The organism is Bradyrhizobium sp. Bra64 (assembly GCF_024519875.1).
In the GTDB taxonomy this organism is placed as follows: Bacteria; Pseudomonadota; Alphaproteobacteria; order Rhizobiales; family Xanthobacteraceae; genus Bradyrhizobium; species Bradyrhizobium japonicum_G.
In genome coordinates this window covers 1-24572 of sequence record NZ_JALJRD010000017.1, presented here as the reverse complement: position 1 = coordinate 24572, position 24572 = coordinate 1, and the positions used below count along the sequence as shown (strand labels likewise).

The following is a 24572-nucleotide window of genomic DNA, read 5'->3' as shown; positions in this document are numbered from 1 at the left end:
CCATGACGACCATCATGTATCGACGTGGGAGCAGAAAATCACTTCGACCGCGATCGAAGTATCAACGCTGCTGACAGCCTCCTGCCAACTCAGATCGCATCCGGGAACTCGCCCATCGCCGCTTCCAGCCGCGCCTTGCGGCGGCGCGCCCTGGAGACCAGCAAGAGCACGACGAGGCCGAGCACCACCGGCGGGAACACCACCATGTTCACCGCGGACCAGCCGTAATTGGCGAGCAACTGGCCGGACGAGAACGAGCCGATCGCCATCATGCCGAACACCAGGAAATCGTTGAAGGCCTGCACCTTGTTGCGCTCCTGCGGCCGGTGCGTCTCCAGCACCAGCGCGGAGGCGCCGATGAAGGAGAAATTCCAGCCGATACCGAGCACGATCAGCGTGGCCCAGAAGTGCATCGCGGTGATGCCGGAAAGACCGATGGTGGCCGCTCCGGCTTCCAGCAACAGGCCAATCGCGACGGTCTTGGGCGCGCCGAGGCGGCTTATCAGCGCGCCCGTAAAGAAGCTCGGCCCGTACATGGCGACGATGTGCCATTGAATGCCGAAATTGGAATCGCTGACGCTCAGCCCGCACAGCTTCATGGCGAGCGGCGCCGAAGTCATCACCAGGTTCATCATGGGATAGGAGATGACGCCGCACAAAGCGGCCGCGATGAAGCGCGGTTGGGTCACGATCGTCATGAGCGGACGGCCGCCATGCAGATCGGCCGGGGCCGGCTTCGGCATGTCGACGCCGGCGACGATGCCCATGGCGACCAACGCCACCGCCGCCTGCACCAGGAAGCTGAAGGCGAACAGATAGGGCGACCAGACGTCCATGGTCCATTGCACGAGCTGCGGACCGAGCACGCCGGCAAACACGCCGCCCGCCATCACCCACGACACCGCCTTGGGCCGGTAAGCTGCGCTGGCGCCGTCGGCGGCGGCGAAGCGATAGGATTGCGCCACCGCGCCGTAGAGACCGCCGAGGAAGGTCGCCAGACAGAACAGCGCGAACGAGCCGCGCAGGATCGCGAAGGAGCCGCACAGGCCGGTGAGCGTGCCCAGACCCGTGCCGACGATGAAGGCGGCGCGGCGGCCGAAGCGGCGCGAGATCGCACCGGTCGGCAGCGTGCCAGCGGCGAGCCCAAGCACATACATCGAGATCGGCACGGTCGCGAACGACATGTCCGGCGCGAGCGTGGCGCCGACGATCGAGCCCGTCGCGAAGATCACCGCCGAGTTGGCGCCGGTCAGCGCCTGCGCGGCGGCAAGGCGCACCACGTTGGCGCGCACGCGGACGTCGTCGACGATCTCGTTGGCTGAAGTCACGTCTAGCATCGGCATTTCCGCCCCAAAGGGCCTTCAAGGGGCTCTGTTGATTCCCGGCACTATGGAGGGGCGCGGGAGGGCGGGCAACCGGCGCAAACGGGCGCAGGCCATGCCTCTGACGCAATCAAACGGATGATAGCGGGCCGCGCTCTTGACGGCTTGCGCTCGATCAAATCCTATCCGCCGCAATCTTCCGGGAGTTTCGTTCATGACCGTCGACGACAGGCCCACGCTCAGCGCTCCCGACGACGATCCCTGGCTCTGGCTGGAGGAGATCGAAGGCAAGCAGGCGCTCGATTTCGTCGCGCGGCAGAACAGCCTGACGCTCGACGCGTTCGGCGGCGCGGCCTTCGCGCGCGACCGCGACATTCTCGCGGCGATCTACGATCGCCCGGATAACATTCCCTATGTCAGCCGGCGCGGCGACGATCTGCACAACCTCTGGAAGGACGCCACCAATCCGCGCGGCCTGTGGCGGCGGACCACGCTGGCGGAATTTCGCAAGGCCGATCCGGCGTGGGAGATCATGCTGGATGTCGACCGGCTCGCGGCGAAGGAAGGCGAAGACTGGCTGCTGAGCGGCATCGCCACGATGCCGGGAAGCTCGCGCGCCATTCTGAGCCTGTCGCGCGGCGGCAGCGACGCCGTGACCTTGCGCGAATTCGACCTCGATACGAAGAGCTTCGTTGCGGACGGTTTTGCGTTGCCGGAAGCGAAAGGCGGCGTGGACTGGCTCGATGCCGACGCGCTGCTGCTGGCGAGCGCCCATGGCGAGGGCATGGCGACGACATCCGGCTATGCACGAACCGTGCGGCTGTGGCGGCGCGGCCAACCGGTCGAACAGGCCACGGTGCTGTTCGAAGCCTCGGCGAGCGATATGGCGGCGTATTGCCATGTCGATCGCATGACATCAAACCGAACGATATGGTTCGGCCGCATGCTGGATTTCTTCAACTTCAGCGTCTCGATCGGAGACCAGACCGGTCCGCTCTCGAAGATGGACCTTCCCACCAACATAGAACTGCAAGCCCAGGGCGACTGGCTCACGGTCAAGCCGCGCGCGGATTGGCCGGTGGACGGACGGACGTACAAGGCCGATGCCGTGCTCGGCATCTCGCTTTCGGTCTTTCTGGCCGGCGGCCGCGAATTCACGGTGCTGTTCGAGCCGGCGCCGCGCCGCGCCGTCCAGGGCTTCTTCTGGGCGGCAGACAGGCTGGTGCTCTCGATCCTCGACGAGCTCAGGCCGCGCTTCGAGATCTGCACGCCATCAGCCACCGGCTGGAGCCGCGAGACGCTTCCCGGCCTGCCGCAGATCGGCGTCGTCGACATCTGGCCGCTCGACCGCCATCCCTCCGAAAGCAATGGCGATTTGCTCGCCAATGTGCAGGACCCGCTGACGCCGCCGTCGCTGCTGCTGATGGAACGCGGCGTTGCAGGTCCGACCGTGCTGAAACAGGCGCCGAAGACGTTCACCGCCGACGGTCTGGTGGTGACGCAGCACGAGGCGATCTCGATCGACGGCGAGCGCATTCCCTATGTTCAGACCGGTCCCGCCGGCGAGACCGGGGATGCGCCGGTCTATATGAGCGCCTATGGCGGCTTCGCCCATTCGGTGAAGCCCTATTACAACGCCTCGCTCGGCAAGCTGTGGCTGGAGCGCGGCGGCACGACGGTGCAGGCGAATTTGCGCGGCGGCGGCGAATTCGGCACGCGCTGGCACGATGCCGGCCGGCTCGCCGGCAAGAAGCTGTCGCATGATGATTTCGCGGCCGTTGCCGCCGATCTGGTCCGCCGTGGCGTGACGCGCGCAAAGCGCATCGCCGCGCAAGGCGGATCGAACGGCGGAATCCTCATCACCAACATGCTGGTGCGCTACCCCGAACGGTTCGGCGCGCTGTTCTGCACCATCCCGCTGATCGACATGCGCCGCTACACCAGGCTGCTCGCCGGCGCGAGCTGGATCGCGGAATATGGCGACCCAGACAAGCCGGAGGAGTGGGACTGGCTGAAGACCTACTCGGCCTATCACAACGTCAAAGCCGGCCAAACCTATCCGCCGATCCTGATCGCCACCACGCGGCGCGACGACCGCGTCCATCCCGGCCATGCGCGCAAGATGACGGCAAAACTCCAGGCGATGGGTTATGAGGCCTGGTTCTACGAGCCGGAAGCCGGCGGCCACGGCTACGGCAAGGACAACAGGGAGCGCGCCGGCTTCGAGGTGCTCGGCTTCCGGTTCCTGAAGGACAAGATCGGCTGGCGGGACGGCGAGGCGTGACGGGCTAGTGTTCTGAGATGCAGGAGCTTCGCGGCCATCCTTCGAGACGTCGCTCCGCGACTCCTCAGGATGAGGTCTCGTTTCGCGGCGAAGTCCTAGACCCTCATGGTGAGGAGCGCCGCCTTACGGCGCGTCTCGAACCATAGAGGCCGAGCGGCTTCGCAGCAACGCCGCGCCTCAAGCCCGCGCAAACACCAGCGTGAGATTATTGGCGGGCATGTCGATCGTATCGACGAGACGGAGGCCAACCCCGCGAGCGAGCGTCTCGACATCGCTGATGTCGCGCACGCCCCAATCGGGATTGCCTTCGCGCAAGGACGTGTCGAACACCGCATTGCTGAGCGCAGTGTGCTTGCCGTCGCGCTTGAACGGGCCGTAGAGGAACAGCTTGCCGTCCGCCCGCAGGTGGCGGCCGGCGCCGGCGAACAGGCCCTCGGCCACGCTCCATGGCGCGATGTGGATGACATTGGCGCAGAACAATGCGGCAAGGCTTGTCGGCGCCTGTCCGCTTTTCATCTCAGGACACCAGTCCGGATCGGTGAGATCGATCCGCAGCGGCGAGCGGATGTTTTGCAGGCCCGAATGAACGCGCCAGGCCTCGATGCTCTTGAGGTGGCGCTGGTTGAGGTCGCTGGGCCACCAGATCAGGCCCGGCGAATGGCGGGCAAAATGGACCACATGCTGGCCGGTTCCGCTGCCGAGCTCGACGACGTTGCCGGTGCAGCCCGCAAGATGCTTCTGCAGTGCTGCCCAGAGCGGTTCGTGATTGCGATGAAATGCCGGCGCATCGAGCCGGCCGTCCGGCTCGACCCGTCCGCCATCCCTGCCAAATTCGACGACATAGTCCGCCAAGTGAGGTCCCCTTGAAAAAACGAGAACGCGATGAAAACAGGATGAGCGCCCAAACGCCTAGGAAACACGTCGAGGAAACACGTCCAGGAAATACGCCGAGAAAACAGCCGCCCCCCGCGCCAGTGACCTTACTCTCGGGGCCAAACCCGCCGAACAGACAATCTCTTTAGTTGCAATGCGGAAGATATTAACTCCATTTTGCCCCGTGCATAGTCTTGATTGTCAGGCGATGCCCTTTGTGCTTTGGAACGCTTCTATTTCCGCGATCGAGACCAACGACATAACGCCTCGGAATGACGCCTTGACCGCTTTTTCCCGGACGCCTGCCCTGCTCCTCCTGCTGGCCTTCGCCGCCGGCCTCGCCGGCCCGGCGCTGGCGCAATCCGCCGTGGCCGAGGGCCAGAAGCTCGCCTTCGACCGCGGCAAGGGCAATTGCCTGACCTGCCACGTCATCAAGGGCGGCGACCTGCCGGGCACGATCGGGCCGGAACTGAAGGACCTCAAGGCGAAGTACCCCGACCGCAACGAGCTGAGCGCGATCATCTTCGACGAGACCAAGCGCAATCCGCAGACCATGATGCCGCCGTTCGGCCGGAACAGGATTTTGACCGAGCAGGAAATCAGCGCGATCGTTGATTTCCTGCAAACACTGTGACCGCCGGCACGCCAAGAGATTGTCCAGGAGACCTCTGATGACCACGACCACCGGCCCTCATCCGACGCGGCGCCTGCTCCTTCAGGGCGCGGCCTCGGTCGCGCTGCTCGGCCTTGGCAATCTGCCGTTCGCTCCCGCCCGCGCCGCGGCCAACGACAAATATCCGGAAGACGCCTTCAAGCAGAAGAACGAGGCCGATGCGATCAAGGCGCTCTATGGCAAGACCGCCGAGCCGTCCGACAAGGTCAAGCTCGATGCCCCCGAGATCGCCGAAAACGGCGGCGTCGTGCCGATCTCGGTGACGACGACGCTCGACAAGGTCACCTCGATCTCGTTCTTCGTGGCCGAGAATCCGAACGCGCTCGCGGCAAGCTACAGGATTCCCGACGGCACCATGCCGAGTGTCGCCAACCGCCTGAAGATGGCAAAGACCACCAAATTGACCGCGATCGTGGAAGCCGACGGCAAGCTCTACAGCGCGACCAAAGAGGTCAAGGTCACCGTCGGCGGCTGCGGCGGCTAGGGAGAACCGAGATGGCATCCAGCATTCGCGTCCGCGCCACCGCCAACGGCGACACCACCGAGGTGCAGGCGCTGATCCAGCATCCCATGGACTCCGGCTTCGTCAAGGATTCCAAGGGCGAACTGATCCCGGCGCATTTCATCCAGGAGCTGAAGTTCGAATGTAACGGCAAGGACGTCTTCATCGCCGATTGGGGCACCGCGGTCTCCAAGGACCCCTACGTCAAGTTCAGCTTCAAGGGCGCCAGGAAGGGCGACGACCTCAAGGTATCCTGGACCGACAACAAGGGTGCGTCGGATACGACCACCGCGAAGATCTCGTGATGAAGGCCCGGTCCGCCCTCCTGCTTGGCTCGCTCGGCGCCGCGCTCGTCGCGTTCGCCCTCACCTCTCCGCGCGTGGTGGCCGCCGACAAGGTCGATCCCGTGGCCGACGCGAAAGCGTTCCAGAACTTCTTCTTCCAGAAATTCCCCAACGTGAAGCACGAGGATTTCGTCAACGGTCCCTATTCGATGAATGCCGACATGAAGCGGCAGTGGCAGGAGAAAGAGGAATTCCCGCCTTACGAGTTCGCGCTCGACGCCGGCAAGGACATGTTCACGACGCCGTTCAAGAACGGCAAGACCTATGCCGACTGCTTCCCGAACGGCGGCATCGGCATCCGCCAGAACTATCCTTACTTCGACACGAAGGAAGGCAAGGTCGTCACGCTGGAGCTCGCGCTCAACCGCTGCCGCGAAGCCAATGGCGAGGCGCCCTATTCCTACGTCAAGGACGAGATGGCCTCGCTCACCGCCTACATGGCGTTCACCTCGCGCGGCAAGCCGATGGACATCAAGATTCCCGATGATCCGCGCGCACTGGCGGCATTCGAGAACGGCAAGCGTTATTTCTACACCCGCCGCGGCCAGATGAATTTTTCCTGCGCGAGCTGCCATGTGCAGAGCCCGGGCGAACGTATCCGCGCCGAGATCCTGGCGCCGGCGCTCGGCATCCTGAACGCGATGCCGATCTACCGCTCCGAATGGAGCGGCATGGGCACGACCAGCCGCCGCTTCGTCACCTGCAACAGCCAGACTCGCGCGGTTCCGCTGGAGCCGCAGGCGGATGAATATCGCGACGTCGAATATTTCCTCTCCTACGTCGCCAACGGCCTGCCGATATCGGGCCCGGGAGCGCGGCCATGAAGTGGTCATTTGTCCTGGCCATGCTGCTCGCCCCCATGCTCGCCCTGGGCCTCGCGCCGGCGGCGCGCGCGGCAAATGAGGCGGATTACAAGGCGGCCTACGCTGCCGCGGACGCCGCATCGAAGGAGGCTGCCGGCTTGCGTCACCAATGGACCGTGACCGTCTCGGCGCTGGCCGCGGCGAAGAAGGCGGGGGACGGCGGCGATTTCGACCGTGCCGTGGCCGCAGCCAGGGAGGCCGAGGCGCTGGCCAAGGCGTCGATCTTCCAGGCCACGTCCGAAAAAGAAGCCTGGAAGGCGATGGAAATCCGCTAGACTGTTCGCCAGTGGAACAGCCTTGCGACCATTGAGGGGCGCGGAGAATTTCTGGATGGCGATCCGCCGCCGCGATTTCCTGAAGGGTGCAGGCCTTGCGGCCGCATCGCTCGGCCTGCCGCAGCTCGCGCGCGGCGCCGAGACCGCCGGCATCTACGACCTCGAACGGTTCGGCAATGCGCGGGTCCTGCACCTCACCGACACCCATGCGCAGCTCAATCCGGTCTATTTCCGCGAGCCCAGCGTCAATATCGGCATCGGCGAGATGGCGGGCCGGCCGCCGCACCTGGTCGGCCGCGCCTTCCTCGAGCGATTCGGCATCCGGCCCAACAGTGCCGATGCCTACGCCTTCACCTGCCTGGAGTTCGAGAAGTCCGCGGGCCGCTTCGGCAAGCTCGGCGGCTTCGCTCATCTGAAGACACTGGTCGATCGTCTGCGCAGCGATGTCGGCGAGGCCCGTTCGCTGCTCGTCGACGGCGGCGATCTCTGGCAGGGCACCGGGCTTGCCAATGTCATGCAGGGCCGCGACATGGTCGAGGTCGCCAATCTGCTCGGCATCGAGGCGATGACCGGGCATTGGGAATTCACCTATGGCGAGCAGGTGCTGCGCGACAATCTCGAGCGCTTCAAGGGCGAGTTTCTGGCGCAGAACGTCTTCCTGACCGAGGAAGCCGCCTTCAACGACGCGATCGCCTTCGACAAGGCCACGGGGCGCGTGTTCAAGCCGTCTGTGATCAAGGATCTCGGCGGCCATCGCGTCGCGATCGTCGGCCAGGCTTTCCCTTACGTGCCGATCGCACATCCAAAACGGTTCACGCCGGACTGGACCTTCGGCATCCGCGAGGAGGAATTGCAGAAGCACGTCGACGCGTTGCGCGGCCACGACAAGGTCGATGCCGTGATCCTGCTGTCCCATAACGGCATGGATGTCGACCTCAAGCTCGCGAGCCGGGTCACCGGCATCGACGTCATCCTCGGCGGTCACACCCATGACGCCGTGCCGCAGCCCATCCCCGTGAAGAATGCCGGCGGCACGACGCTCGTCACCAATGCCGGCTCCAACGGGAAGTTTTTGGGCGTGCTCGATCTCACGCTCGAAAAAGGCAAGGTCGGCGACGTCCGATATCATCTGCTGCCGGTCTATTCCGAGCTGCTCAAGCCCGACCCCGCCATGGCCGAGCTGATCGGGCGACTGCGCGCCCCGCACGTCACCGACTGGTCGGAGAAGGTCGCAACGCTCGACCGCCTGCTCTATCGCCGCGGCAATTTCTCCGGCCCCGTCGACGAATTGATCTGCACCGCGCTGCGCACCGAGCTCGACGCCGAGATCGCGCTGTCGCCGGGCTTTCGCTGGGGCGTCACCGCGCTGTCCGGCCAGGCGCTGACCATGGAGGATGTGCTCGCGGAAACCGCGATCACCTATCCCGAGACCTATGTGCAGGCGATGACCGGCGGCCAGATCAAGGACGTGCTGGAAGACATCTGCGACAATCTCTTCAATGCCGATCCATACTACCAGCAGGGCGGCGACATGGTGCGCGCCGGCGGGCTCAGCTACACCTGCACGCCGACGGCCGCGATCGGCAGCCGCATCTCCGATCTCAAGCTCGGCAACGGCAAAGCCCTCAGCGCGAACCACCGCTACAAGGTCGCCGGCTGGGCCTCGATCAACGGCCAGCAAGGAGCGCCGGTGTGGGACGTCGTCGGCAAATATCTGCGCTCGGGCCGGACGTTGCCGGAACGGCTTGGGTACGGCGTCACGTTGAAAGGCGTCGAGGACAACCCCGGCATTGCGGAATAGTAATAATGCAGTCGCTCGTCTTTCGCGCGCTGGCGCTTGTGCTGCTCACCTGCGCCGCGACACCGCTCGCTTTTGCGCAACAGGTGCCGCTGCAGGACAAGCCGTTCGCCGAGCACAGGATCGTGCTGCAGCTCTCCGACGGCGACGCGAAGAAGCAGGCGCTGGTGCTCAGCGTCGCCAACAATTTGCTGAAGGCCTACGATCCCGACAAGGTCGCGATCGAGGTGGTGGCGTTCGGCCCCGGCATCGCTCTGCTGCTGTCCGGCAGCGAGCGCCGCAAGCAGGTGGAAAGCCTGATCGCGCAGGGCGTGCGCTTCGATATCTGCCTCAACACGGTCGATACGATGGAGCGGGAGACGGGCAAGCGGCCTGAGTTCATTCCCGCTGCCACGCCGGTGCAGGTCGGGGTCGGGCAGATCCTGTTCCTCAGCGAGAACGGGTATACGCTGGTGCGGCCGTAGGGCCCTCCCCCGTCGAGTTTGAGGGCAGGACAGGAGCTCGTCACCGCAATAAGAATCTTCTAAATTTTCTTGTTTACACAGTGAATTGCTTCTCTTTATAGCCCTCGGCATAGTAGAATCTTGGAAATCAGTTCCATTGCCGGACTCCCTGCCATGATCTTCCGCCAACTCTTCGACAGCGTTTCGGGCACCTACAGCTACGTCCTCGCGAGCCGCCCCGGCGGCGAGGCGCTGATCCTCGATCCCGTGCTGGAGAAGGTCGACCGCTACTGCCAGCTGCTGCGCGAGCTCGACCTCAAGCTGGTCAAGGCGGTGGACACGCATCTCCACGCCGACCACGTCACTGGCCTCGGCGAGTTGCGCGACCGCACCCATTGCATGACCGTGATGGGCGACCAGACCAAGGCCGACGTTGTGGCGATGCGGGTCGCCGACGGCGACAAGGTGACGATCGAGGGCCTGTCGCTCGACGTGATGTACACGCCCGGCCACACCGACGATTCCTATTCCTATCTGATGGGCGACCGCGTCTTCACCGGCGACACGCTGCTGATCCGCGGCACCGGCCGCACCGACTTTCAGAACGGCTCGTCGCGTGCGCAGTACGAGTCGATCTTCAACCGCCTGCTCAAGCTGCCCGACGAGACGATGGTGTTCCCGGCGCACGACTACAAGGGCGACACCGTCTCCACCATCGGCGAGGAGAAGCGCTACAATCCGCGGCTCCAGGTGCGCTCGGTCGACGAATATATCGAGCTGATGGCCAATCTGAAGCTGCCCAATCCGAAGATGATGGACGTCGCGGTGCCCGCCAACATGCATGTCGGCCTGCATCAGGAGGAGCTGGAGAAGGAGGGCCGCGCGCTGAGCGCGGTCGAGGCGATCCGCGTCCTCGGGCGACCCGATATCCTGCTGGTCGATCTGCGCGAGACCAACGAGCGGATGAAGCACGGCATGCTCGAAGGCGCACTGCACACGCCCTATCCGTCCGTCGAGGAGAGCCTGAAGCCCGGCGGCATGCTGCGCGAGGTTGCGGCCGCGACGGGCCGCCGCGTCGTGTTCTTCTGCGCCTTCGGCGAACGCTCGGCGATGGCGGTGGCCGCCGCCAAGGAGGCCGGGCTCACCAACACCGCGCATATCGCCGGTGGCATCGACGCCTGGAAGAAGGCCGGCGGGCCGGTGGTGCACGGCTGACGTCTTTGCCGCGATCCTTGAGATAGGTCAGGCTCCCCACATGTTTTCGGGATAGGGTCGGATGACGCATCACCATCCGGGATCAGCCATGGCCAAGATCGGCAAGCCGAGCGCGCCGCCCAAAATTGCGGACGACAAGCCAGCGGAAGACAAGGCGAAGAAGCCCCCGCCTACGCGCGACACCGACGACGATGATTACGAAGACGGCGACATCGCGACGCCGAAGCGCGACCGCTACGGGCCGGATGACGAGCCCCTGTAAGCAGCGATCGGCGGCGGACGTTCTAAACACCTGCTCGCGCTGCAAACTCCGCCTTCGCCCCGACCCGCGCTAGCTGCCATGCGCCCGCGTTCATGGACAAATAACCGCTGTGCCCGATAGTTTGCGCGTCCCCAAGGAACGTAAAACGGAACTGCAATGGTCGACGTTCTCGCTGCACCGCAGCAAGGCAAGGCGGACAGTGCACTGCGCACGCTGACCGGAATCTCGATCGCGCATTGGGTCAGCCATTTCCATCTGCTGGTCCTGCCGATGCTGTTTCCGTTCCTCAAAGGCCAGCTCGGCGTTGGCTATATCGAGCTCGGCTTCGCGCTCACCGTGTCCGCGGTGGTGTCGGGGCTGACGCAGGCGCCGACCGGCTATCTCGTCGACCATTTTGGCGCGCGAAGGATCCTGCTGGGCGGCCTCACGCTCGGCGGCGTCGCGCTGATCCTGCTTGGCCTGCACCTCAGCTACGCCTCGCTGATCGCCTGCGCCGTGCTGCTCGGGCTCGCCAACAGCGTCTACCATCCCGCCGATTACGCCATCCTCGCCGAGCACATGGACGAGGCGCGGATGGGCCGCGCCTTCTCGATCCACACCTTTGCCGGCTATTTCGGCGGCGCGGTGGCGCCGGCGATTGTCGCCGCGCTGGTTGTCGTGTCCGGCGGTGTCGGGGCTTTGATCGCAGCGGGTGCGATCGGCGTTGCGGTGGCGTTGCTGCTGGTCGTCATGAACATTCCCGATGCCGGTGCCCACAAGGCAAAGCCGGGCGCAGCGAACGCGCCGAAGCAGGCCGTGATCACCCCGGCGCTGATCACGCTCACGGCGCTGTTCATGCTGCTCAGCCTGTCGGTCGCCGGCATCAACAATTTCGGCGTGGTGGCGCTGATGAGTGGCTATGGCACGTCCTATTCGGCCGCCAATATCGCGCTCACCGCATTTCTCGGCGCCAGCGCCGCGGGCGTGCTCGCGGGCGGCTTCCTCGCCGACCATACCGAGCGTCACGGATACGTCGCCGCGGCCTGCTTTGCCGCGAACGCGGGAATCGTGCTGCTGATCGCTTTGGTGACGCTGCCGGGCTGGGCTTTGACCGCGACGATGACGGCCGCGGGCTTCCTCTCCGGCGTGATCGCGCCCTCGCGCGACATGCTGGTGCGTAATGCCGCGCCGCCCGGTGCCGCCGGCCGCGCCTTCGGCATCGTCTCCACCGGCTTCAATCTCGGCGGCATCGTCAGCCCGCTGCTGTTCGGCTGGATCATGGACCAGAGCGCGCCGCACTGGGTATTCGGGGCGTCCGTGATCTTCATGCTCGCAACGGTGGTGCTGTCGCCGTTCACCGAACGGCGGGCGAAAACCGGTTCGTGAGCGGCGAAGGTCGCTACAAATTCAATCGTCGTCCCGCATCAACACACTGGATGTCGTCCCGACCTTTGCCGGGACGAAGCTATTGATTGGAGCGGGCGAAACACCGACCCTACATCGGCGACACCGCGCCCTTCAACGCGCCGGCCTGCGGCGCGGCGGCGCCGGTCAGCCGGGCCTTTTCAGTGTTCGGCCAGAGCAGGAGCAGCCCGAGCAGACCGGAGCCGACCATGATCGCGGCGTTGATGGTGAAGCCGGTCATGTAGCCGTCGAGCATGCTGCCGGCCCGCTGGATCACGGTGCCCATCACGGCGGGCGCGATGATGCCCGAAAGCGTGTAGAGCGCGCCGTAGATTGCGAGGATCGCGCCGCGTTGCGAGGTCGGCGTGAACTCGCCGAGCATCGGCGGGCAGACCACGTAGATGGCGCCGCACAGGCCCGTTCCGACCACGAGCAAGGTGAGCTGAAGGGCCGCGCCTTGGACATGCGGCATCGTGGCCAGGATCAGGCCGCCGATGACCAGCGGCACGGAGCCGAGCACGCCGCGGGCGATGCGCGTGGTCGAGCCGCGGGCCATCATCAGCTGCGAGATCCAGCCGGTCAGGATCACGATGGTGGCGCCGAACAGCCATGGCAGGGTCGAGATCCAGCCGGCCTGGCTCTGCGAGAAGCCGAGGCCCTTGATGATGAACGGCGTGAACCAGGTCAGCCCGAGCGACAGCGCCCAGTAAGCGCCGAACGTCGCCGCGACGCAGCCGAGGAACGTGCGGGAGGTGAGCAGCTGAATGTAGGGAATCTTCGTCTCGGCCGCCGCCAGTGCCTGGGTATCCTCGAGCGGGCCTTCCTTGCCGAACGCGAGCCAGGCACAGACCCACATCAGGCCGACGACACCGAGCGCGCCGAAGGCGTAGTGCCAGGAATGATTGACGATGACCCAGTTCAGCGCCGGCACCGCGAGGATGACGCCGAAGGCCGAGCCCTGCGACAGGATCGCGGTCGGCAGCGTCCGCTTCTCGTCGGGAAACCATTTGTAGATCGCGTGCGCGGCGACCGAGAAGGCCGGGCCTTCGCCCGCGCCCAGCACGATGCGGCAGATCAAGAGCGTGGTGAAGGAGACGGTGCCGACCATCGGAAACTGCGCCAGCGCCCAGACCACCGCGAGCGCGAGCAGCACCCAGCGCGTCGGCACCTTGTTGACGATGAAGCCGACAACGATCGCGGAGATCGAGAACAGGAAGAAGAACGAGGAGCCGAGCAGGCCAAACTGCTCCGGCTCGAGCTTCAGGTCCGACATGATCGGCACGCCGGCGAGGCCGACGACGATCTTGTCGGCGAAGTTTACCAGCATGAACAGAAACAGCAGAAAGGTGACGGTCCAGGCTCCCTTTGGCGTCCCGGTCGTCTCGCTCGCCACCTTGGGCGTTCCTTGAGCGCTCATGATTCTCCCCGTCGTCTTTTTGGCACTTTTTTGATTTGGTCGTTTTGCGAGCTAACAACGGCTTCGAGACCAACGCAACCCGGCATTTCCGCAGCAGGTGTGCTACGCAGCAATTCCGTTAATTCCGTCCGGCGCCATCCATCGTGCTGAGTATCCGAAACCTCTCCAAGACATTCTCTTCGGCCGGCGAGCCGGTCCATGTGCTGCGCGGTGTCGATCTCGATCTCAAGGCCGGCGAACGCGTCGCGCTGACCGGCGAGTCCGGCAGCGGCAAGAGCACGCTGCTGCACCTCGTCGCGGGGCTCGATGCCGCCGATGGCGGCACGATCCGGCTGGAAGACACGGAGGTCACCAAGCTTTCCGATGCCGGGCGCGCGCAGCTGCGCCGCGACCGGATCGGCCTGGTTTTTCAGCAGTTCAATCTGATCCCGAGCCTTTCCGTCGCGGACAATCTCGCTTTCCAGGCGCGGATCGCCGGCCGCCACGATGCGGCCTGGTCCAGGGAATTGATCGAGCGGCTCGGGCTCGGCGGCCTGCTCAAGCGTTATCCGGAACAATTATCAGGCGGACAGCAGCAACGGGTCGCGATCGGCCGGGCGCTGGCGACAAGGCCATCGTTGCTGCTCGCGGACGAGCCGACCGGCAATCTGGATGAGTCGACCGCCGAGGACGTGCTGGCCCTGACGCGCGATCTCGTCATCCGCAACGGCTGCGGCTTCCTGATGGTGACGCACAGCCTGCATCTGGCCGCAACGCTCGACCGCCACGTCACCTTGCACGCGGGGCGGATCGCATGAAGCGCGCGCTGTGGATCCTCGCGGTGCTGCTCAGCCATTGGCGGCGCCACAAGATGCAGTTCGCGACGCTCCTAATCGGGCTGATCGCGGCGACCGCGCTGTGGAGCGGCGTGCAGGCGATCAACCAGCAGGCCCGCAACGCCTATGACCGCGCGGCGGCAACGTTCGGCGGCACTCGCACGGCGATGCTGGTCGCACCTGATACCGCGACTTTCTCGCAGGACCTTTTCGTCAAGCTCCGCCGCGCCGGCTGGCCGGTCTCGCCGATGCTGGAGGGACGCGTCCAGATCAACGGACGCGCAGTGCGATTGCTCGGCATCGAGCCGGTGACGCTGCCGGCCGATGTCGGCAACGCGCCGCGCCTTGGTGCTTCGGATCTGGGCAGTTTTGTTGCCGCGCCGGGCCAGACATTGGTCGCGCAAGAGACGCTTGCCGATCTGCAGGAACAGCAAGGCGCGGCACCCGCGATCAGCAGCGGCGCAAAACTGCCGCCGCTGCGCGTATTGCCCCAGCTCGTGCCCGATGTGCTGGTGGTCGACATCGGCGTGGCGCAGCGGCTGCTGAACAAGCCGGACCAGGTCTCGCGGCTGCTGATCGGCAAGCCCAGGGGCAAGCTCGCACCGCTGGCAAGCGTCGTCGGCGAGCAATTGCAGCGGGTCGAGCCGAATGCGGAGACCGAGCTGGAACGCCTCACCGACAGCTTCCATCTCAATCTCACGGCCTTCGGCCTGCTGTCGTTCTTCGTCGGCCTCTTCATCGTCAACTCCGCCGTCGGCCTCGCTTTCGAACAACGGCTCCCGATGCTGCGGACGTTGCGAGCCTGCGGTGCCTCGGCGCGTCTGGTCAACACCGTGCTGGTGGTCGAGCTGGTGGCATTGGCACTGATCGCCGGACTGATCGGGCTCGCCTGCGGCTATTTCATCGCGGCTGCGCTCTTGCCCGACGTTGCGGCGTCGCTGCGCGGGCTCTACGGCGCGCAGATCCCGGGACAGCTCAGCTTGCGACCTGAATGGTGGCTCGCCGGCATTGGCATCAGCATTGCCGGCGCGCTTGTTGCGGCGGCGACCAGCCTGATCAAGGCGATCAGGATGCCGGTGCTGGCCACCGCGCAGCCGCATGCCTGGCAGCAGCGACAGCGCCGCTGGCTGATCCTGCAAAGTGCTGCGGCGTGCGCCGTGTTCGCGGTCGCACTGTTGCTGCTTCACTACGGACAATCGCTGATCGCGGGCTTCGGCGTGCTGGCAGCGCTGATGCTCGGTGCGGCACTGATCCTGCCGGCCTTCCTCGAGATCCTCCTGCTCGCGGGCCAGCGTTTCGCACGGGGCCCGCTGGCGCTGTGGTTCTGGGCGGACAGCCGCCAGCAGCTTTCCGGATTGTCGCTGGCACTGATGGCGCTGCTGCTCGCGCTCGCCGTCAACGTCGGGGTCTCCACCATGGTGGAAACGTTCAGCCGCACCTTCATCGGCTGGCTCAACGGACGGCTCGCGGCCGACGTCTACATCAGCGCCTCCGACAATGCGCAAGGCGTCGCGATCCGGAGCTGGCTGAAGGAGCGTAGCGACGTGCAGGCGATCCTCTCGGGCGGGCGCGCCGAGACGCAGGTTCAGGGCCAGCCGGTCGAATTGCTCGGCCTACCCGATCACCCGCTCTATCGCGAGCGCTGGCCGCTGCTGGAAGCCGCGCCGCGCGCCTGGACCCTGCTCGTGCCGGGCAACGCCGCCTTCATCAGCGAGCAGCTGAGCCGGCGCCTGAACGTCCGGGTCGGCGATGTCATCGACGTCCCGGCGCCGGGCGGGAGCTGGGAGCTCGACATCGCCGGGATCTATGCCGATTACGGCAACCCCAAGGGGCAGCTCGCCGTCAACGTCGCCGCGCTCATTCGACAGTTTCCGCAGACGCCACAGACGCGGATCGGCCTCATCGTCGCGAAGCAGAACATCCCAGGCCTGATCGCGACGTTGCAGAAGCAGTTTGCGCTCGACGACCGCAGCGTCGCCGACCAGGCGACGGTGAAGGCGGAATCGATCCGCATCTTCAACCGCACCTTTGCGGTGACGTCGGCGTTGAACGCCTTCACGCTCGGCGTCGCGGGCATCGCGCTGCTGACCAGCCTGCTGACGCTGGCGAATTCCCGCCTGCCGCAGCTCGCGCCGCTGTGGGCGATCGGCATCACGCGGCCGCGCCTCGCCGCGATCGAGCTGACCAAGACGCTGTCGGTCGCGCTGTTCACATCGCTCCTTGCCGTGCCGCTCGGACTGCTCGTGGCGTGGTGCCTGATCGCGATCGTCAACGTGAAGGCGTTCGGCTGGCGGCTGCCGTTCCACGTGTTTCCGCTGCAACTGGTGGGGCTGGTCGCGGTGGCGCTGGTCGCGTCGCTGCTTGCTGCACTGCTCCCGATGATAAGGCTGGCGCGGATGCAACCGGCGGACCTCGTCAAGGTGTTTGCCAATGAGCGCTGACATAATCTCGCGGCGCGCTTTGTTCGGCGGCATCGCTGCGCTCGCGCTTGCACGCCGTGCGGGCGCGCAAGGCTATGCCGGGCTCGGCGAGACGGCCGACGGCTTTGCGAAGGTCACGCCGGGAAAGACGTTCGCCTTTCCCGCCGATCACGGGCCGCATCCTGATTTTCGCATCGAGTGGTGGTATCTCACGGCAAATCTCGTCGACGCGAGCGGCGCGGCTTGCGGCCTGCAATGGACGCTGTTCCGTCAGGCGGCGCAGCCGGGACCGCAGGGCGAAGGCTGGGCCAATCAGCAGATCTGGATGGCGCACGCCGCAGTGACGCGCGCGGACAACCACCGCTTCAACGAGGTATTTTCCCGCGGCGGGATCGGACAGGCCGGCGTCACGGCAAAACCGTTTGCGGCCTGGATCGACGATTGGGAGATGAAGGGTTTCGAGCGCAGCGACGATCGCACCCTGGCGCCGCTGACGCTGAAGGCCGCGGGTACCGACTTCAGCTACGCGCTGACACTGGAGGCCGATCGTCCCGTGGTGCTGCAGGGCGATGGCGGCTACAGCCGCAAGTCGGAGCGCGGGCAAGCGTCGTACTATTACAGCCAGCCGTTCTACCGCGCGCGGGGCACGCTCACCATCGACGACAAGCCGGCCGATGTCTCCGGCCAGGCCTGGATGGACCGCGAATGGAGCAGCCAGCCGCTCGACGCCGACCAGACCGGCTGGGACTGGCTGTCGCTGCACCTGTCATCCGGCGACAAGCTGATGCTGTACCGGCTGCGGCAGAAGGACGGTCGGAATTATCCGTTCGGCAACTGGATCACCGCCGCAGGCGGCACGCAGATGATTGCAGGCAACGACATCCAGATGTTTCCGAGCGCAACAGCGGAGGTTGCGGGACGCAAGCTGCCGGTGGAATGGCAGATCGCGATTCCCTCGCGGTCGTTCTCGATCCGCTGCAAGCCGCTCAATCCCAAAGCCTGGATGGGGACCGGCTTCTCCTATTGGGAAGGACCGATCAGCTTCGCCGGCACGCATGACGGCGTTGGCTATCTCGAGCTGACCGGGTATTGAACCGCGACCTCTTCAAAGGGATTCGCCATGTATCATCTCACCGCCCTCGTCACGCTGCTGGCGATCGCATTCTATTTCTTCACCTGCATCAATGTCTCGCGGTCGCGGACCAAAACGGGCGTCAGGGTGCCGGCGATGACAGGCCATCCCGATTTCGAGCGCGCCTTCCGCATCCAGATGAACACGCTGGAATGGATGCCGATCTTCCTGCCGGCACTCTGGCTGTTTGCGATCCATATCGGCGATGCCGTCGCAGCCGGAATCGGCGCGGTCTGGATCATCGGCCGCATCGTCTATTTCATCGGCTATTCGAAGGCCGCCGCAAAGCGCGGCCCCGGCTTTGCGATCCAGGGCATCGCCGCGATTGCGTTGTGGGCAGGCGCTCTGGGGGCAGTGGTGCTGCGGCTGGTGTGAGGCTCGAGCAACCTCAACACACTCAGTGTCGTCCCGGCGCGAAGGCCGGGACGACGGCGGAGCTATTAGCGCGGTCCCCGCGTCACTTGGTCAGCGGGCAGCCGCTTTCCTTGGCGGTAAGGAAAGCCTGGTCGCCGGGGACCACGGCGAGCTGCTTGTAGTAGTCCCACGGCTTCTTCGATTCCGAGGGCTTCTTGACCTCGAACAGATACATGTCGTGGACCATGCGACCGTTCTGCAGCACCTTGCCCTTGGCAAAGGCGTCGTCGACCGGCAGCTCCTTCAGCTTCTTGGCGACCGCTTCGGTGTCCTTGGTGCCGGCGGCCTTCACCGCCTTCAGGTAGCTGAGCGTCGCCGAATAGGTCCCGGCGTGGATCATGCTCGGCATTCTCCCGGTGCGCTTGAAGAAGCGCTCGGAGAATGCCCGCGACGCATCGTCATGATCCCAATAGAAGCCTTCGGTCAGGACTAGGCCTTGCGCCGCCTGCAACCCGAGGCCGTTCACCTCCGCAAGCGTCATCAACAGACCGGCGAGCTTCTGGCCGCCGGAGACGATGCCGAACTCGGCCGCCTGCTTGATCGAGTTGGTGGTGTCCTGGCCCGCATTGGCGAGGCCGACGATCTTCGCCTTCGAGCTCTGCGCCTGCAGCAGGAAGGAGGAGAAGTCCGACGAGTTGAGCGGAACGCGGACCGAGCCGAGCACCTTGCCGCCATTGTGGGTGACGATCTCGCTGGTGTCCTTCTCCAGCGCGTAGCCGAAGGCGTAGTCCGCGGTGAGGAAGAACCAGGTATCGCCGCCGGCCTTGGTCAGCGCACCGCCGGTACCGACCGCGAGTGCATGGGTATCGAACGCCCAGTGGAAGCCATAGGGCGAGCAGGCGCTGCCGGTGATGCTCGAGGTCGCCGCGCCGACCACGATGTCGATCTTCTTCTTTTCCTTCGACAGGTCCTGCACGGCCAGCGCCACCGACGACGTCGTGAGTTCCGTGATCATGTCGACATTGTCGGCGTCGTACCAGCGGCGTGCAATGGAGGTGGCGAGGTCAGGCTTGTTCTGGTGATCGGCGGTGATCATCTCGACCTTCTGGCCGAGCACTTCGCCGCCAAAATCCTCGATCGCCATCTTGGCGGCTTCGACCGAGTACTTGCCGCCGTAGTCGGCATAGACGCCGGACTGGTCGTTGAGGATGCCGATCTTGACGCCCTGCGCGGAGGCTGGCGCCGCCAGCAACAGGGCAGAGGTTGCGACAGCGGCCAAAAGTGCTGATTTCATTCGTTGGCTCCCAGCAGTTTTCTGTTTTGAAATCGCGCGGATACTAATGAAGAACCCCGGGCCTGCCCATCCATTTCATGTTGGTCGTTAGTTGGAGGACGCGCCAAGCAAACGGCGTCGTCCCGACACCGAGGTGGTCGATACGCCAGTGGTCAACCCCGGCCCTATGGAGCCACGACCTCCGGCTTCTTGTCGTTCCGCCCCTCGGCCAGGTTCCGCACCACCACATAGAAGATCGGTGTGAACAGAAGACCGAACAGGGTGACGCCGATCATGCCGAAGAACACGGCGACGCCGACAGCCTGACGCATTTCCGAGCCCGAGCCGGACGATATCACCAGCGGCAGCACGCCGAGGATGAAGGCGAAGGAGGTCATCAGGATCGGCCGCAAGCGCAGGCGGCAGGCGTCGATCACGGCCTCCAGCCGCGGCTTGCCTTCTTTTTCGATGTCGCGCGCAAACTCAACGATCAGGATCGCATTCTTCGCCGCGAGCCCCACGAGAACGACAAATCCGATCTGGGTGAGGATGTTGACGTCCTGCCCCATGATGCGCACACCGATGGTCGCAGCGAGCAGGCACATCGGCACGATCAGGATCACCGCGAACGGCAGCGTCCAGCTGCCATATTGCGCGGCGAGCACGAGATAGACGAACAGCACGCAGATCGGGAACACCAGCAGGCCGGCATTGCCGCCGGTGATTTGCTGGTAGGAAAGGTCGGTCCATTCGAAAGTGAAGCCGCTCGGCAAGGTATCGTCCGCAAGCTTCTTGATGGTGTTGAGCGCCGTGGTCGAGCTCACGCCCGGCGCTGGCTCACCCTGGAGCTCGGATGCTGCATAGAGATTGTAGCGGGCGACGCGGTCGGGGCCGGAGACATCCCTGAAGTCGACCACGCTGCCGAGCATCACCATGTCGCCGGAGGCGTTGCGCGTGCGCAGCCGCGCGAGGTCGGTCGGCTCTTTGCGGAACGGAAAATCGGCCTGCGCGGTGACGTGATAGGTCCGGCCGAACAGGTTGAAGTCGTTGACATAGGTCGATCCGAAATAGGTCTGGATCGTGTCGTTGATGTTGGCGATCGGCACCCCGAGCTTCTGCGCCTTGGTGCGGTCGATGTCGACGAAGAGCTGCGGAGTGTTGGCCGAGAACGGCGAGAACACCGTCGGAGCGAGCAGCAAGGGCGATTTGCGCGCCGCGGCGACGAGCTCGTCGGTGGCTGCGGCGAGCAGTTCAGGCCCGCGACCCTGGCGGTCCTGGATGCGGATGGTGAAGCCGCCGCCAGTGCCGATGCCGGGCACAGCCGGCGGCGGAATCACGATGATGAAGGCGCCCTGGATCGCTGCCAGGCGCTTGCGCAGCTCGACCGTGATGGCATTTGCGGTAAGCCCCTTCTTGATTCGTGCCTCGGGCTCCTCGAATACCGGGAACAGCGCCGCAGCGTTGCCGGCCTGCGTGCGCGTGGCGCCGGAGAAGCCGGCGAACGCCGCGACGCGGACGATGCCCGGCGTATCCAGCGAGATCCGCTCGATCTCGCGCACGACCTCGGTGGTGCGCGCCAGCGAGGCCGCGCCCGGCAATTGCACGGAGATGATGACGTAGCCGCGGTCCTGCGCCGGAATAAAGCCCTGCGGCGTGGTCCCGATCAGCCAGCCGGCACTGCCGATCAGGACCACATAGATCAGGATCATCACCACAGAATGCCGGATGACGAAATTGGCGACACCGGCATAGCCGTGCGCCAGCCGGTCGAACACGCGGTTGAAGGCACCCGTGAACGCGCTCCAGCCGCGGGCGAGGATATTCCAGCGCGCCGGCGGCCGCTTCTCCTCGTGCGGAACGAGGAGAAGCGAGGCCAGCGCCGGCGACAGCGTCAGCGAGCAGAAGCAGGAGATCGCGGTCGCGACCGCGATGGTGACGGCGAATTGCTGGAAGAATTGCCCGGATATGCCCCCTAAGAACGCGGTCGGGACGAACACGGCACACAGCACCAGCGCGATCGAGACCAGCGCGCCGCCGACCTCCTCCATGGTCTTGAGCGCGGCATCGCGCCTGCTCATGCCGTGCTCGAGATGTCGCTCGACATTCTCGACCACCACGATGGCGTCGTCGACCACGATGCCGACGGCGAGCACGAGGCCGAACAGGGTAAGGTTGTTGATGGAGAAGCCCAGCGCCGCCATCACTGCAAATGTGCCGACCAGCGAGACCGGGATCGCGATGATCGGAATGATCGCCGGCCGCCAGCCTTGCAGGAACACCAGCACGACGACCACCACGAGCAGCATGGCCTCGTAGATGGTCTTGATCAGCTCGTGGACCGACTGTGCGATGAACTCGGTCGGGTTGTAGCCGATATTGTAGTCGAGCCCCTTCGGAAAGCTCTCCTTGAGCTTCGTCATGGTGTCGGAGATGTTCTTTGCCGTGGCGAGCGCGTTCGATCCCGGCCGCTGCGTCACCAGCATGGCGACCGCCGATTTGCGCAGCAGGAAGCTGTTGGTGGAATACGCCAGCGCCCCGAGCTCGATGCGCGCGACGTCGCGCAGGCGCACCGTGCGGCCATCAGAGCCGGCCTTGATCAGGATATCCTCGAACTGCTTCTGGTCTTTCAAGCGCCCGGTGAAGGTGAGATTGGGCTGGAAGGCGCGGTCGGCGATCGGAGGTTCGGCGATCTGGCCGCCCGCGATCTGCACGTTCTGCGCCCGGATCGCGGCGAGCACTTCGGCCGAGGTCAGGCCGAGATTGGCGATCCGGTCGGGATCGAGCCAGAGCCGCATCGAATAGTCGCGTGCGCCGAAGATCTGGATGTCGCCGACGCCGTCGATCCGCAGCAGCTGGTCGCGGACCTGGAGCAGCGCGTAGTTGGAGATGTAGAGCTGGTCGAAGGTGTCGTCCGGCGACAGCATGAACACGACCATCAGGATGTCGGGCGAGTTCTTGCGGGTGACGACGCCGTTGCGCTGCACCTCGTCGGGCAGTTGCGGCTGCGCGATCGCGACGCGGTTCTGCACCAGCACCTGCGCCTTGTCGAGGTCGGTGCCGAGCTTGAAGGTGACGGTGATGGTGAGCTGGCCGTTCGAGGTCGCCTGGCTGTAGAGATACAGCATGTCCTCGACGCCGTTGATCTGTTGCTCTATCGGAGCGGCGACGGTGTCGGACACGGTTTGCGCCGACGCGCCCGGATATTGCGTGGTGACCACGACGGTCGGCGGCACCACCTGCGGATATTCGGAGACCGGCAGCGTGGTGTAGGCGAGCGCGCCGACGATCAGCAGCACGATCGACAGCACCATCGCCAGGATGGGCTGGTTGATGGAGAGACGGCCCAGGTTCATGATTTGCCACCGCCCGGCGCTGGCGCGGTCTGCGGGGCGACCTTGGCGCCGACGCGGGCGCGCTGAATGCCGTTGACGATGACGCGGTCGTCCGGCTTCAGGCCTTCGCGGATCACGCGCAAACCTTCGTCCAGCGGTCCGAGCACCACGGCACGCGCTTCCACGGTATCGTCAGGCTTGACCACGAACACGATCTTGCGGGACTGGTCGGTCGCGACCGCCACGTCCGGAATCAGCAGCGCCTCGTAGGGCGCGCTGCCGATCAGCCTGATACGGCCGAACTGGCCGGGCAGGATCGAGAGATCGGTGTTCTTGACCACGGCGCGGCTGCGCAGCGTGCCGGTCGAGACGTCGAGGCGGTTATCGAGGAAGTTGATCGAGCCGTCATGCGACGGCTTGGTCTCGCCGGCCAGCGTCACCTGCACGGGGTTCGCGGTATCGCGCGAGCTCGGGCGCTTACCCTCGAACCACAGCTTGCTGTACTTCATGAACGTGGTCTCATCCATGTCGAAATAGACGTAGATCGGATCGAGCGTGACGATCGACGTCAGCAGCGTCGACGAGCCGTTGTCACTGCCCTGCACGAGATTGCCGGGACTGACGAGATGGCGGCTGACGCGGCCGGTGATCGGCGCGGTCACATGCGTGAACTCGATATTGAGCCGGGCGGCCTTCAGCGCACCTTCGGCCTGCGACACCGCGGCGTGTGCGGCCTGCAGGGCCTGGCGGCGCTGGTCGACGACCTGCTCCGAGACCGCGCTGGTCTGAACCAGGTTCAGGCCGCGGTCGAGCTCGCGCTTGGCAAGCTCCACCTTGGCGCGCGCATCGGACAGCTGGCCGTCGGCCTGTTCGGCCACCGCCTCGAACGGACGCGGGTCGATCACGTAGAGCAGATCGCCCTGGTGCACGATGGCGCCGTCCTGGAACTCGACGGAGTTGACGAAGCCGCCGACGCGGGGGCGCACCTGCACCTCCTCGACCGCCTCGAAACGGCCGGTGAACTCATCCCAATCGGTGACGGTGCGCTTGACCGGCTGAGCGACGGTGACCGGCGCTGGCGGCGGGGCGCCCGCCTGCGAAGTCGGCTGTCCGCAACCGGTGAGCGCGAACGCCGCGGCGAGAAGCCCGGCAATTGTGTAAGGCCGAGGCGAAACGAAATCGTGCTTTTTGACAAACTGCTCGCTTCCGTCCGGTCCAGCCATCCCAGGTCCTCGCATAAAAGCCGCGGAAAAAGCAGGGTACTCTTCCCCCCGCGGGCGCCACAAGATGGGTGGCAATGATGAACTCTTCAAGACCAAAGCGCGCGCATTGCTTTGAGCGACGCCCTGGCCGGATGGCGGGTTGACAGATGGATGGTCGACTGCGCCCGAGCCGCATTGAAGGTGTCACCCTCCCCTGGAGGGCAGGGGAATCGCATATGAAGAAAAGCGTGGCGGGCAGCTTGCCTGCGGCCCATCCTTCGAGACGCCCGCCTACGGCGGGCCCTCAGGATGAGGTCGCGTTTTGCGGTGAGATATCAGACCCTCATGGTGAGGAGCCCGCCAAAGCGGGCGTCTCGAACCATGCAGGCC

At 65.2% G+C, this 24572-nt stretch carries 21 protein-coding genes; 15 read left to right on the top strand and 6 right to left on the bottom strand.

Annotation, left to right across the window (positions count from 1 at the left end; all coding sequences use genetic code 11):
• Nucleotides 1-89: 89 nt before the first annotated feature.
• On the bottom strand, nt 90-1337 hold the full coding sequence (locus NR187_RS30850; RefSeq protein WP_211384085.1) for an MFS transporter: 1248 nt from the start codon (nt 1335-1337) through the stop codon (nt 90-92).
• Between the two features lie 199 nt (nt 1338-1536).
• On the opposite strand from NR187_RS30850, the gene NR187_RS30845 reads away from it, so the two are divergent.
• Nucleotides 1537-3606: a prolyl oligopeptidase family protein gene (locus NR187_RS30845; protein ID WP_211384084.1), complete on the top strand. Its 2070-nt coding sequence runs from the start codon at nt 1537-1539 to the stop codon at nt 3604-3606.
• 177 nt (nt 3607-3783) lie between these two features.
• Here the strand turns inward: NR187_RS30845 and NR187_RS30840 are convergent, their stop codons facing one another.
• On the bottom strand, nt 3784-4458 hold the full coding sequence (locus NR187_RS30840; protein WP_211384083.1) for a DUF938 domain-containing protein: 675 nt from the start codon (nt 4456-4458) through the stop codon (nt 3784-3786).
• Nucleotides 4459-4759: 301 nt separating this feature from the next.
• On the opposite strand from NR187_RS30840, the gene soxX reads away from it, so the two are divergent.
• The 10 genes from soxX to NR187_RS30790 all read left to right on the top strand — a co-directional run bounded on the left by soxX (nt 4760) and on the right by NR187_RS30790 (nt 12219).
• Nucleotides 4760-5113, top strand: coding sequence for a sulfur oxidation c-type cytochrome SoxX (soxX, locus tag NR187_RS30835; protein WP_211384082.1), 354 nt, complete (start codon nt 4760-4762; stop codon nt 5111-5113).
• A gap of 37 nt (nt 5114-5150) precedes the next feature.
• Nucleotides 5151-5636, top strand: a complete 486-nt coding sequence (soxY, locus tag NR187_RS30830) for a thiosulfate oxidation carrier protein SoxY (protein ID WP_211384081.1) — start codon at nt 5151-5153, stop codon at nt 5634-5636.
• Between the two features lie 11 nt (nt 5637-5647).
• Nucleotides 5648-5959 carry a thiosulfate oxidation carrier complex protein SoxZ gene (gene soxZ, locus NR187_RS30825; RefSeq protein ID WP_211384080.1) on the top strand — a complete coding sequence of 104 codons (312 nt, stop codon included), beginning with the start codon at nt 5648-5650 and terminating at the stop codon, nt 5957-5959.
• Nucleotides 5959-6822: a sulfur oxidation c-type cytochrome SoxA gene (soxA, locus tag NR187_RS30820; protein ID WP_211384079.1), complete on the top strand. Its 864-nt coding sequence runs from the start codon at nt 5959-5961 to the stop codon at nt 6820-6822. Before soxZ ends, soxA begins: the two co-directional genes overlap by 1 nt.
• Entirely contained in the window at nt 6819-7136 is a 318-nt protein-coding gene (locus NR187_RS30815; protein ID WP_211384078.1) for a hypothetical protein, read from the top strand. Before soxA ends, NR187_RS30815 begins: the two co-directional genes overlap by 4 nt.
• A gap of 55 nt (nt 7137-7191) precedes the next feature.
• Complete coding sequence (soxB, locus tag NR187_RS30810; protein ID WP_211384077.1) at nt 7192-8937, top strand: thiosulfohydrolase SoxB; 1746 nt, start codon at nt 7192-7194, stop codon at nt 8935-8937.
• 5 nt (nt 8938-8942) lie between these two features.
• On the top strand, nt 8943-9398 hold the full coding sequence (locus NR187_RS30805; RefSeq protein WP_256808882.1) for a hypothetical protein: 456 nt from the start codon (nt 8943-8945) through the stop codon (nt 9396-9398).
• A 153-nt stretch (nt 9399-9551) separates the two neighbouring features.
• Nucleotides 9552-10592: an MBL fold metallo-hydrolase gene (locus tag NR187_RS30800; protein WP_256808881.1), complete on the top strand. Its 1041-nt coding sequence runs from the start codon at nt 9552-9554 to the stop codon at nt 10590-10592.
• An 88-nt stretch (nt 10593-10680) separates the two neighbouring features.
• A complete protein-coding gene (locus tag NR187_RS30795) occupies nt 10681-10854 on the top strand; it encodes a hypothetical protein (RefSeq protein WP_256808880.1) in 174 nt (57 codons plus the stop codon).
• 156 nt (nt 10855-11010) lie between these two features.
• A complete protein-coding gene (locus NR187_RS30790; RefSeq protein ID WP_256808879.1) occupies nt 11011-12219 on the top strand; it encodes an MFS transporter in 1209 nt (402 codons plus the stop codon).
• Between the two features lie 109 nt (nt 12220-12328).
• Here the strand turns inward: NR187_RS30790 and NR187_RS30785 are convergent, their stop codons facing one another.
• A complete protein-coding gene (locus NR187_RS30785; RefSeq protein WP_256808878.1) occupies nt 12329-13654 on the bottom strand; it encodes an MFS transporter in 1326 nt (441 codons plus the stop codon).
• Nucleotides 13655-13797: 143 nt separating this feature from the next.
• On the opposite strand from NR187_RS30785, the gene NR187_RS30780 reads away from it, so the two are divergent.
• Genes NR187_RS30780 through NR187_RS30765 form a run of 4 tightly spaced genes read left to right on the top strand, consistent with a single transcriptional unit; the run spans nt 13798 to nt 18396 of the window.
• Complete coding sequence (locus tag NR187_RS30780) at nt 13798-14451, top strand: ABC transporter ATP-binding protein (protein WP_256808877.1); 654 nt, start codon at nt 13798-13800, stop codon at nt 14449-14451.
• A complete protein-coding gene (locus tag NR187_RS30775; protein ID WP_256808875.1) occupies nt 14448-16910 on the top strand; it encodes an ABC transporter permease in 2463 nt (820 codons plus the stop codon). Before NR187_RS30780 ends, NR187_RS30775 begins: the two co-directional genes overlap by 4 nt.
• Entirely contained in the window at nt 16900-17982 is a 1083-nt protein-coding gene (locus NR187_RS30770) for a lipocalin-like domain-containing protein (RefSeq protein WP_256808874.1), read from the top strand. The genes NR187_RS30775 and NR187_RS30770 overlap by 11 nt, the downstream gene beginning before the upstream one ends.
• Nucleotides 17983-18009: 27 nt before the next feature.
• Nucleotides 18010-18396, top strand: coding sequence for an MAPEG family protein (locus tag NR187_RS30765; RefSeq protein WP_256808872.1), 387 nt, complete (start codon nt 18010-18012; stop codon nt 18394-18396).
• An 82-nt stretch (nt 18397-18478) separates the two neighbouring features.
• Here the strand turns inward: NR187_RS30765 and NR187_RS30760 are convergent, their stop codons facing one another.
• The 3 genes from NR187_RS30760 to NR187_RS30750 all read right to left on the bottom strand — a co-directional run bounded on the left by NR187_RS30760 (nt 18479) and on the right by NR187_RS30750 (nt 24203).
• Nucleotides 18479-19669: an ABC transporter substrate-binding protein gene (locus NR187_RS30760; protein WP_211384068.1), complete on the bottom strand. Its 1191-nt coding sequence runs from the start codon at nt 19667-19669 to the stop codon at nt 18479-18481.
• A gap of 164 nt (nt 19670-19833) precedes the next feature.
• Nucleotides 19834-23001: an efflux RND transporter permease subunit gene (locus NR187_RS30755; RefSeq protein ID WP_256808870.1), complete on the bottom strand. Its 3168-nt coding sequence runs from the start codon at nt 22999-23001 to the stop codon at nt 19834-19836.
• A complete protein-coding gene (locus NR187_RS30750) occupies nt 22998-24203 on the bottom strand; it encodes an efflux RND transporter periplasmic adaptor subunit (protein WP_211384066.1) in 1206 nt (401 codons plus the stop codon). The genes NR187_RS30755 and NR187_RS30750 overlap by 4 nt, the downstream gene beginning before the upstream one ends.
• Between the last annotated feature and the right edge of the window lie 369 nt (nt 24204-24572).

What these genes read in the sequence shown, in the direction of transcription:
- NR187_RS30850 (WP_211384085.1), bottom strand. Translation starts at nt 1,337, where the DNA reads ATGCTAGACGTGACTTCAGCCAACGAGATCGTCGACGACGTCCGCGTG.
- NR187_RS30845 (WP_211384084.1), top strand. Translation starts at nt 1,537, where the DNA reads ATGACCGTCGACGACAGGCCCACGCTCAGCGCTCCCGACGACGATCCC.
- soxY (WP_211384081.1), top strand. Translation starts at nt 5,151, where the DNA reads ATGACCACGACCACCGGCCCTCATCCGACGCGGCGCCTGCTCCTTCAG.
- soxZ (WP_211384080.1), top strand. Translation starts at nt 5,648, where the DNA reads ATGGCATCCAGCATTCGCGTCCGCGCCACCGCCAACGGCGACACCACC.
- soxA (WP_211384079.1), top strand. Translation starts at nt 5,959, where the DNA reads ATGAAGGCCCGGTCCGCCCTCCTGCTTGGCTCGCTCGGCGCCGCGCTC.
- NR187_RS30815 (WP_211384078.1), top strand. Translation starts at nt 6,819, where the DNA reads ATGAAGTGGTCATTTGTCCTGGCCATGCTGCTCGCCCCCATGCTCGCC.
- soxB (WP_211384077.1), top strand. Translation starts at nt 7,192, where the DNA reads ATGGCGATCCGCCGCCGCGATTTCCTGAAGGGTGCAGGCCTTGCGGCC.
- NR187_RS30805 (WP_256808882.1), top strand. Translation starts at nt 8,943, where the DNA reads ATGCAGTCGCTCGTCTTTCGCGCGCTGGCGCTTGTGCTGCTCACCTGC.
- NR187_RS30800 (WP_256808881.1), top strand. Translation starts at nt 9,552, where the DNA reads ATGATCTTCCGCCAACTCTTCGACAGCGTTTCGGGCACCTACAGCTAC.
- NR187_RS30795 (WP_256808880.1), top strand. Translation starts at nt 10,681, where the DNA reads ATGGCCAAGATCGGCAAGCCGAGCGCGCCGCCCAAAATTGCGGACGAC.
- NR187_RS30790 (WP_256808879.1), top strand. Translation starts at nt 11,011, where the DNA reads ATGGTCGACGTTCTCGCTGCACCGCAGCAAGGCAAGGCGGACAGTGCA.
- NR187_RS30785 (WP_256808878.1), bottom strand. Translation starts at nt 13,654, where the DNA reads ATGAGCGCTCAAGGAACGCCCAAGGTGGCGAGCGAGACGACCGGGACG.
- NR187_RS30775 (WP_256808875.1), top strand. Translation starts at nt 14,448, where the DNA reads ATGAAGCGCGCGCTGTGGATCCTCGCGGTGCTGCTCAGCCATTGGCGG.
- NR187_RS30770 (WP_256808874.1), top strand. Translation starts at nt 16,900, where the DNA reads ATGAGCGCTGACATAATCTCGCGGCGCGCTTTGTTCGGCGGCATCGCT.
- NR187_RS30765 (WP_256808872.1), top strand. Translation starts at nt 18,010, where the DNA reads ATGTATCATCTCACCGCCCTCGTCACGCTGCTGGCGATCGCATTCTAT.
- NR187_RS30760 (WP_211384068.1), bottom strand. Translation starts at nt 19,669, where the DNA reads ATGAAATCAGCACTTTTGGCCGCTGTCGCAACCTCTGCCCTGTTGCTG.
- NR187_RS30755 (WP_256808870.1), bottom strand. Translation starts at nt 23,001, where the DNA reads ATGAACCTGGGCCGTCTCTCCATCAACCAGCCCATCCTGGCGATGGTG.
- NR187_RS30750 (WP_211384066.1), bottom strand. Translation starts at nt 24,203, where the DNA reads ATGGCTGGACCGGACGGAAGCGAGCAGTTTGTCAAAAAGCACGATTTC.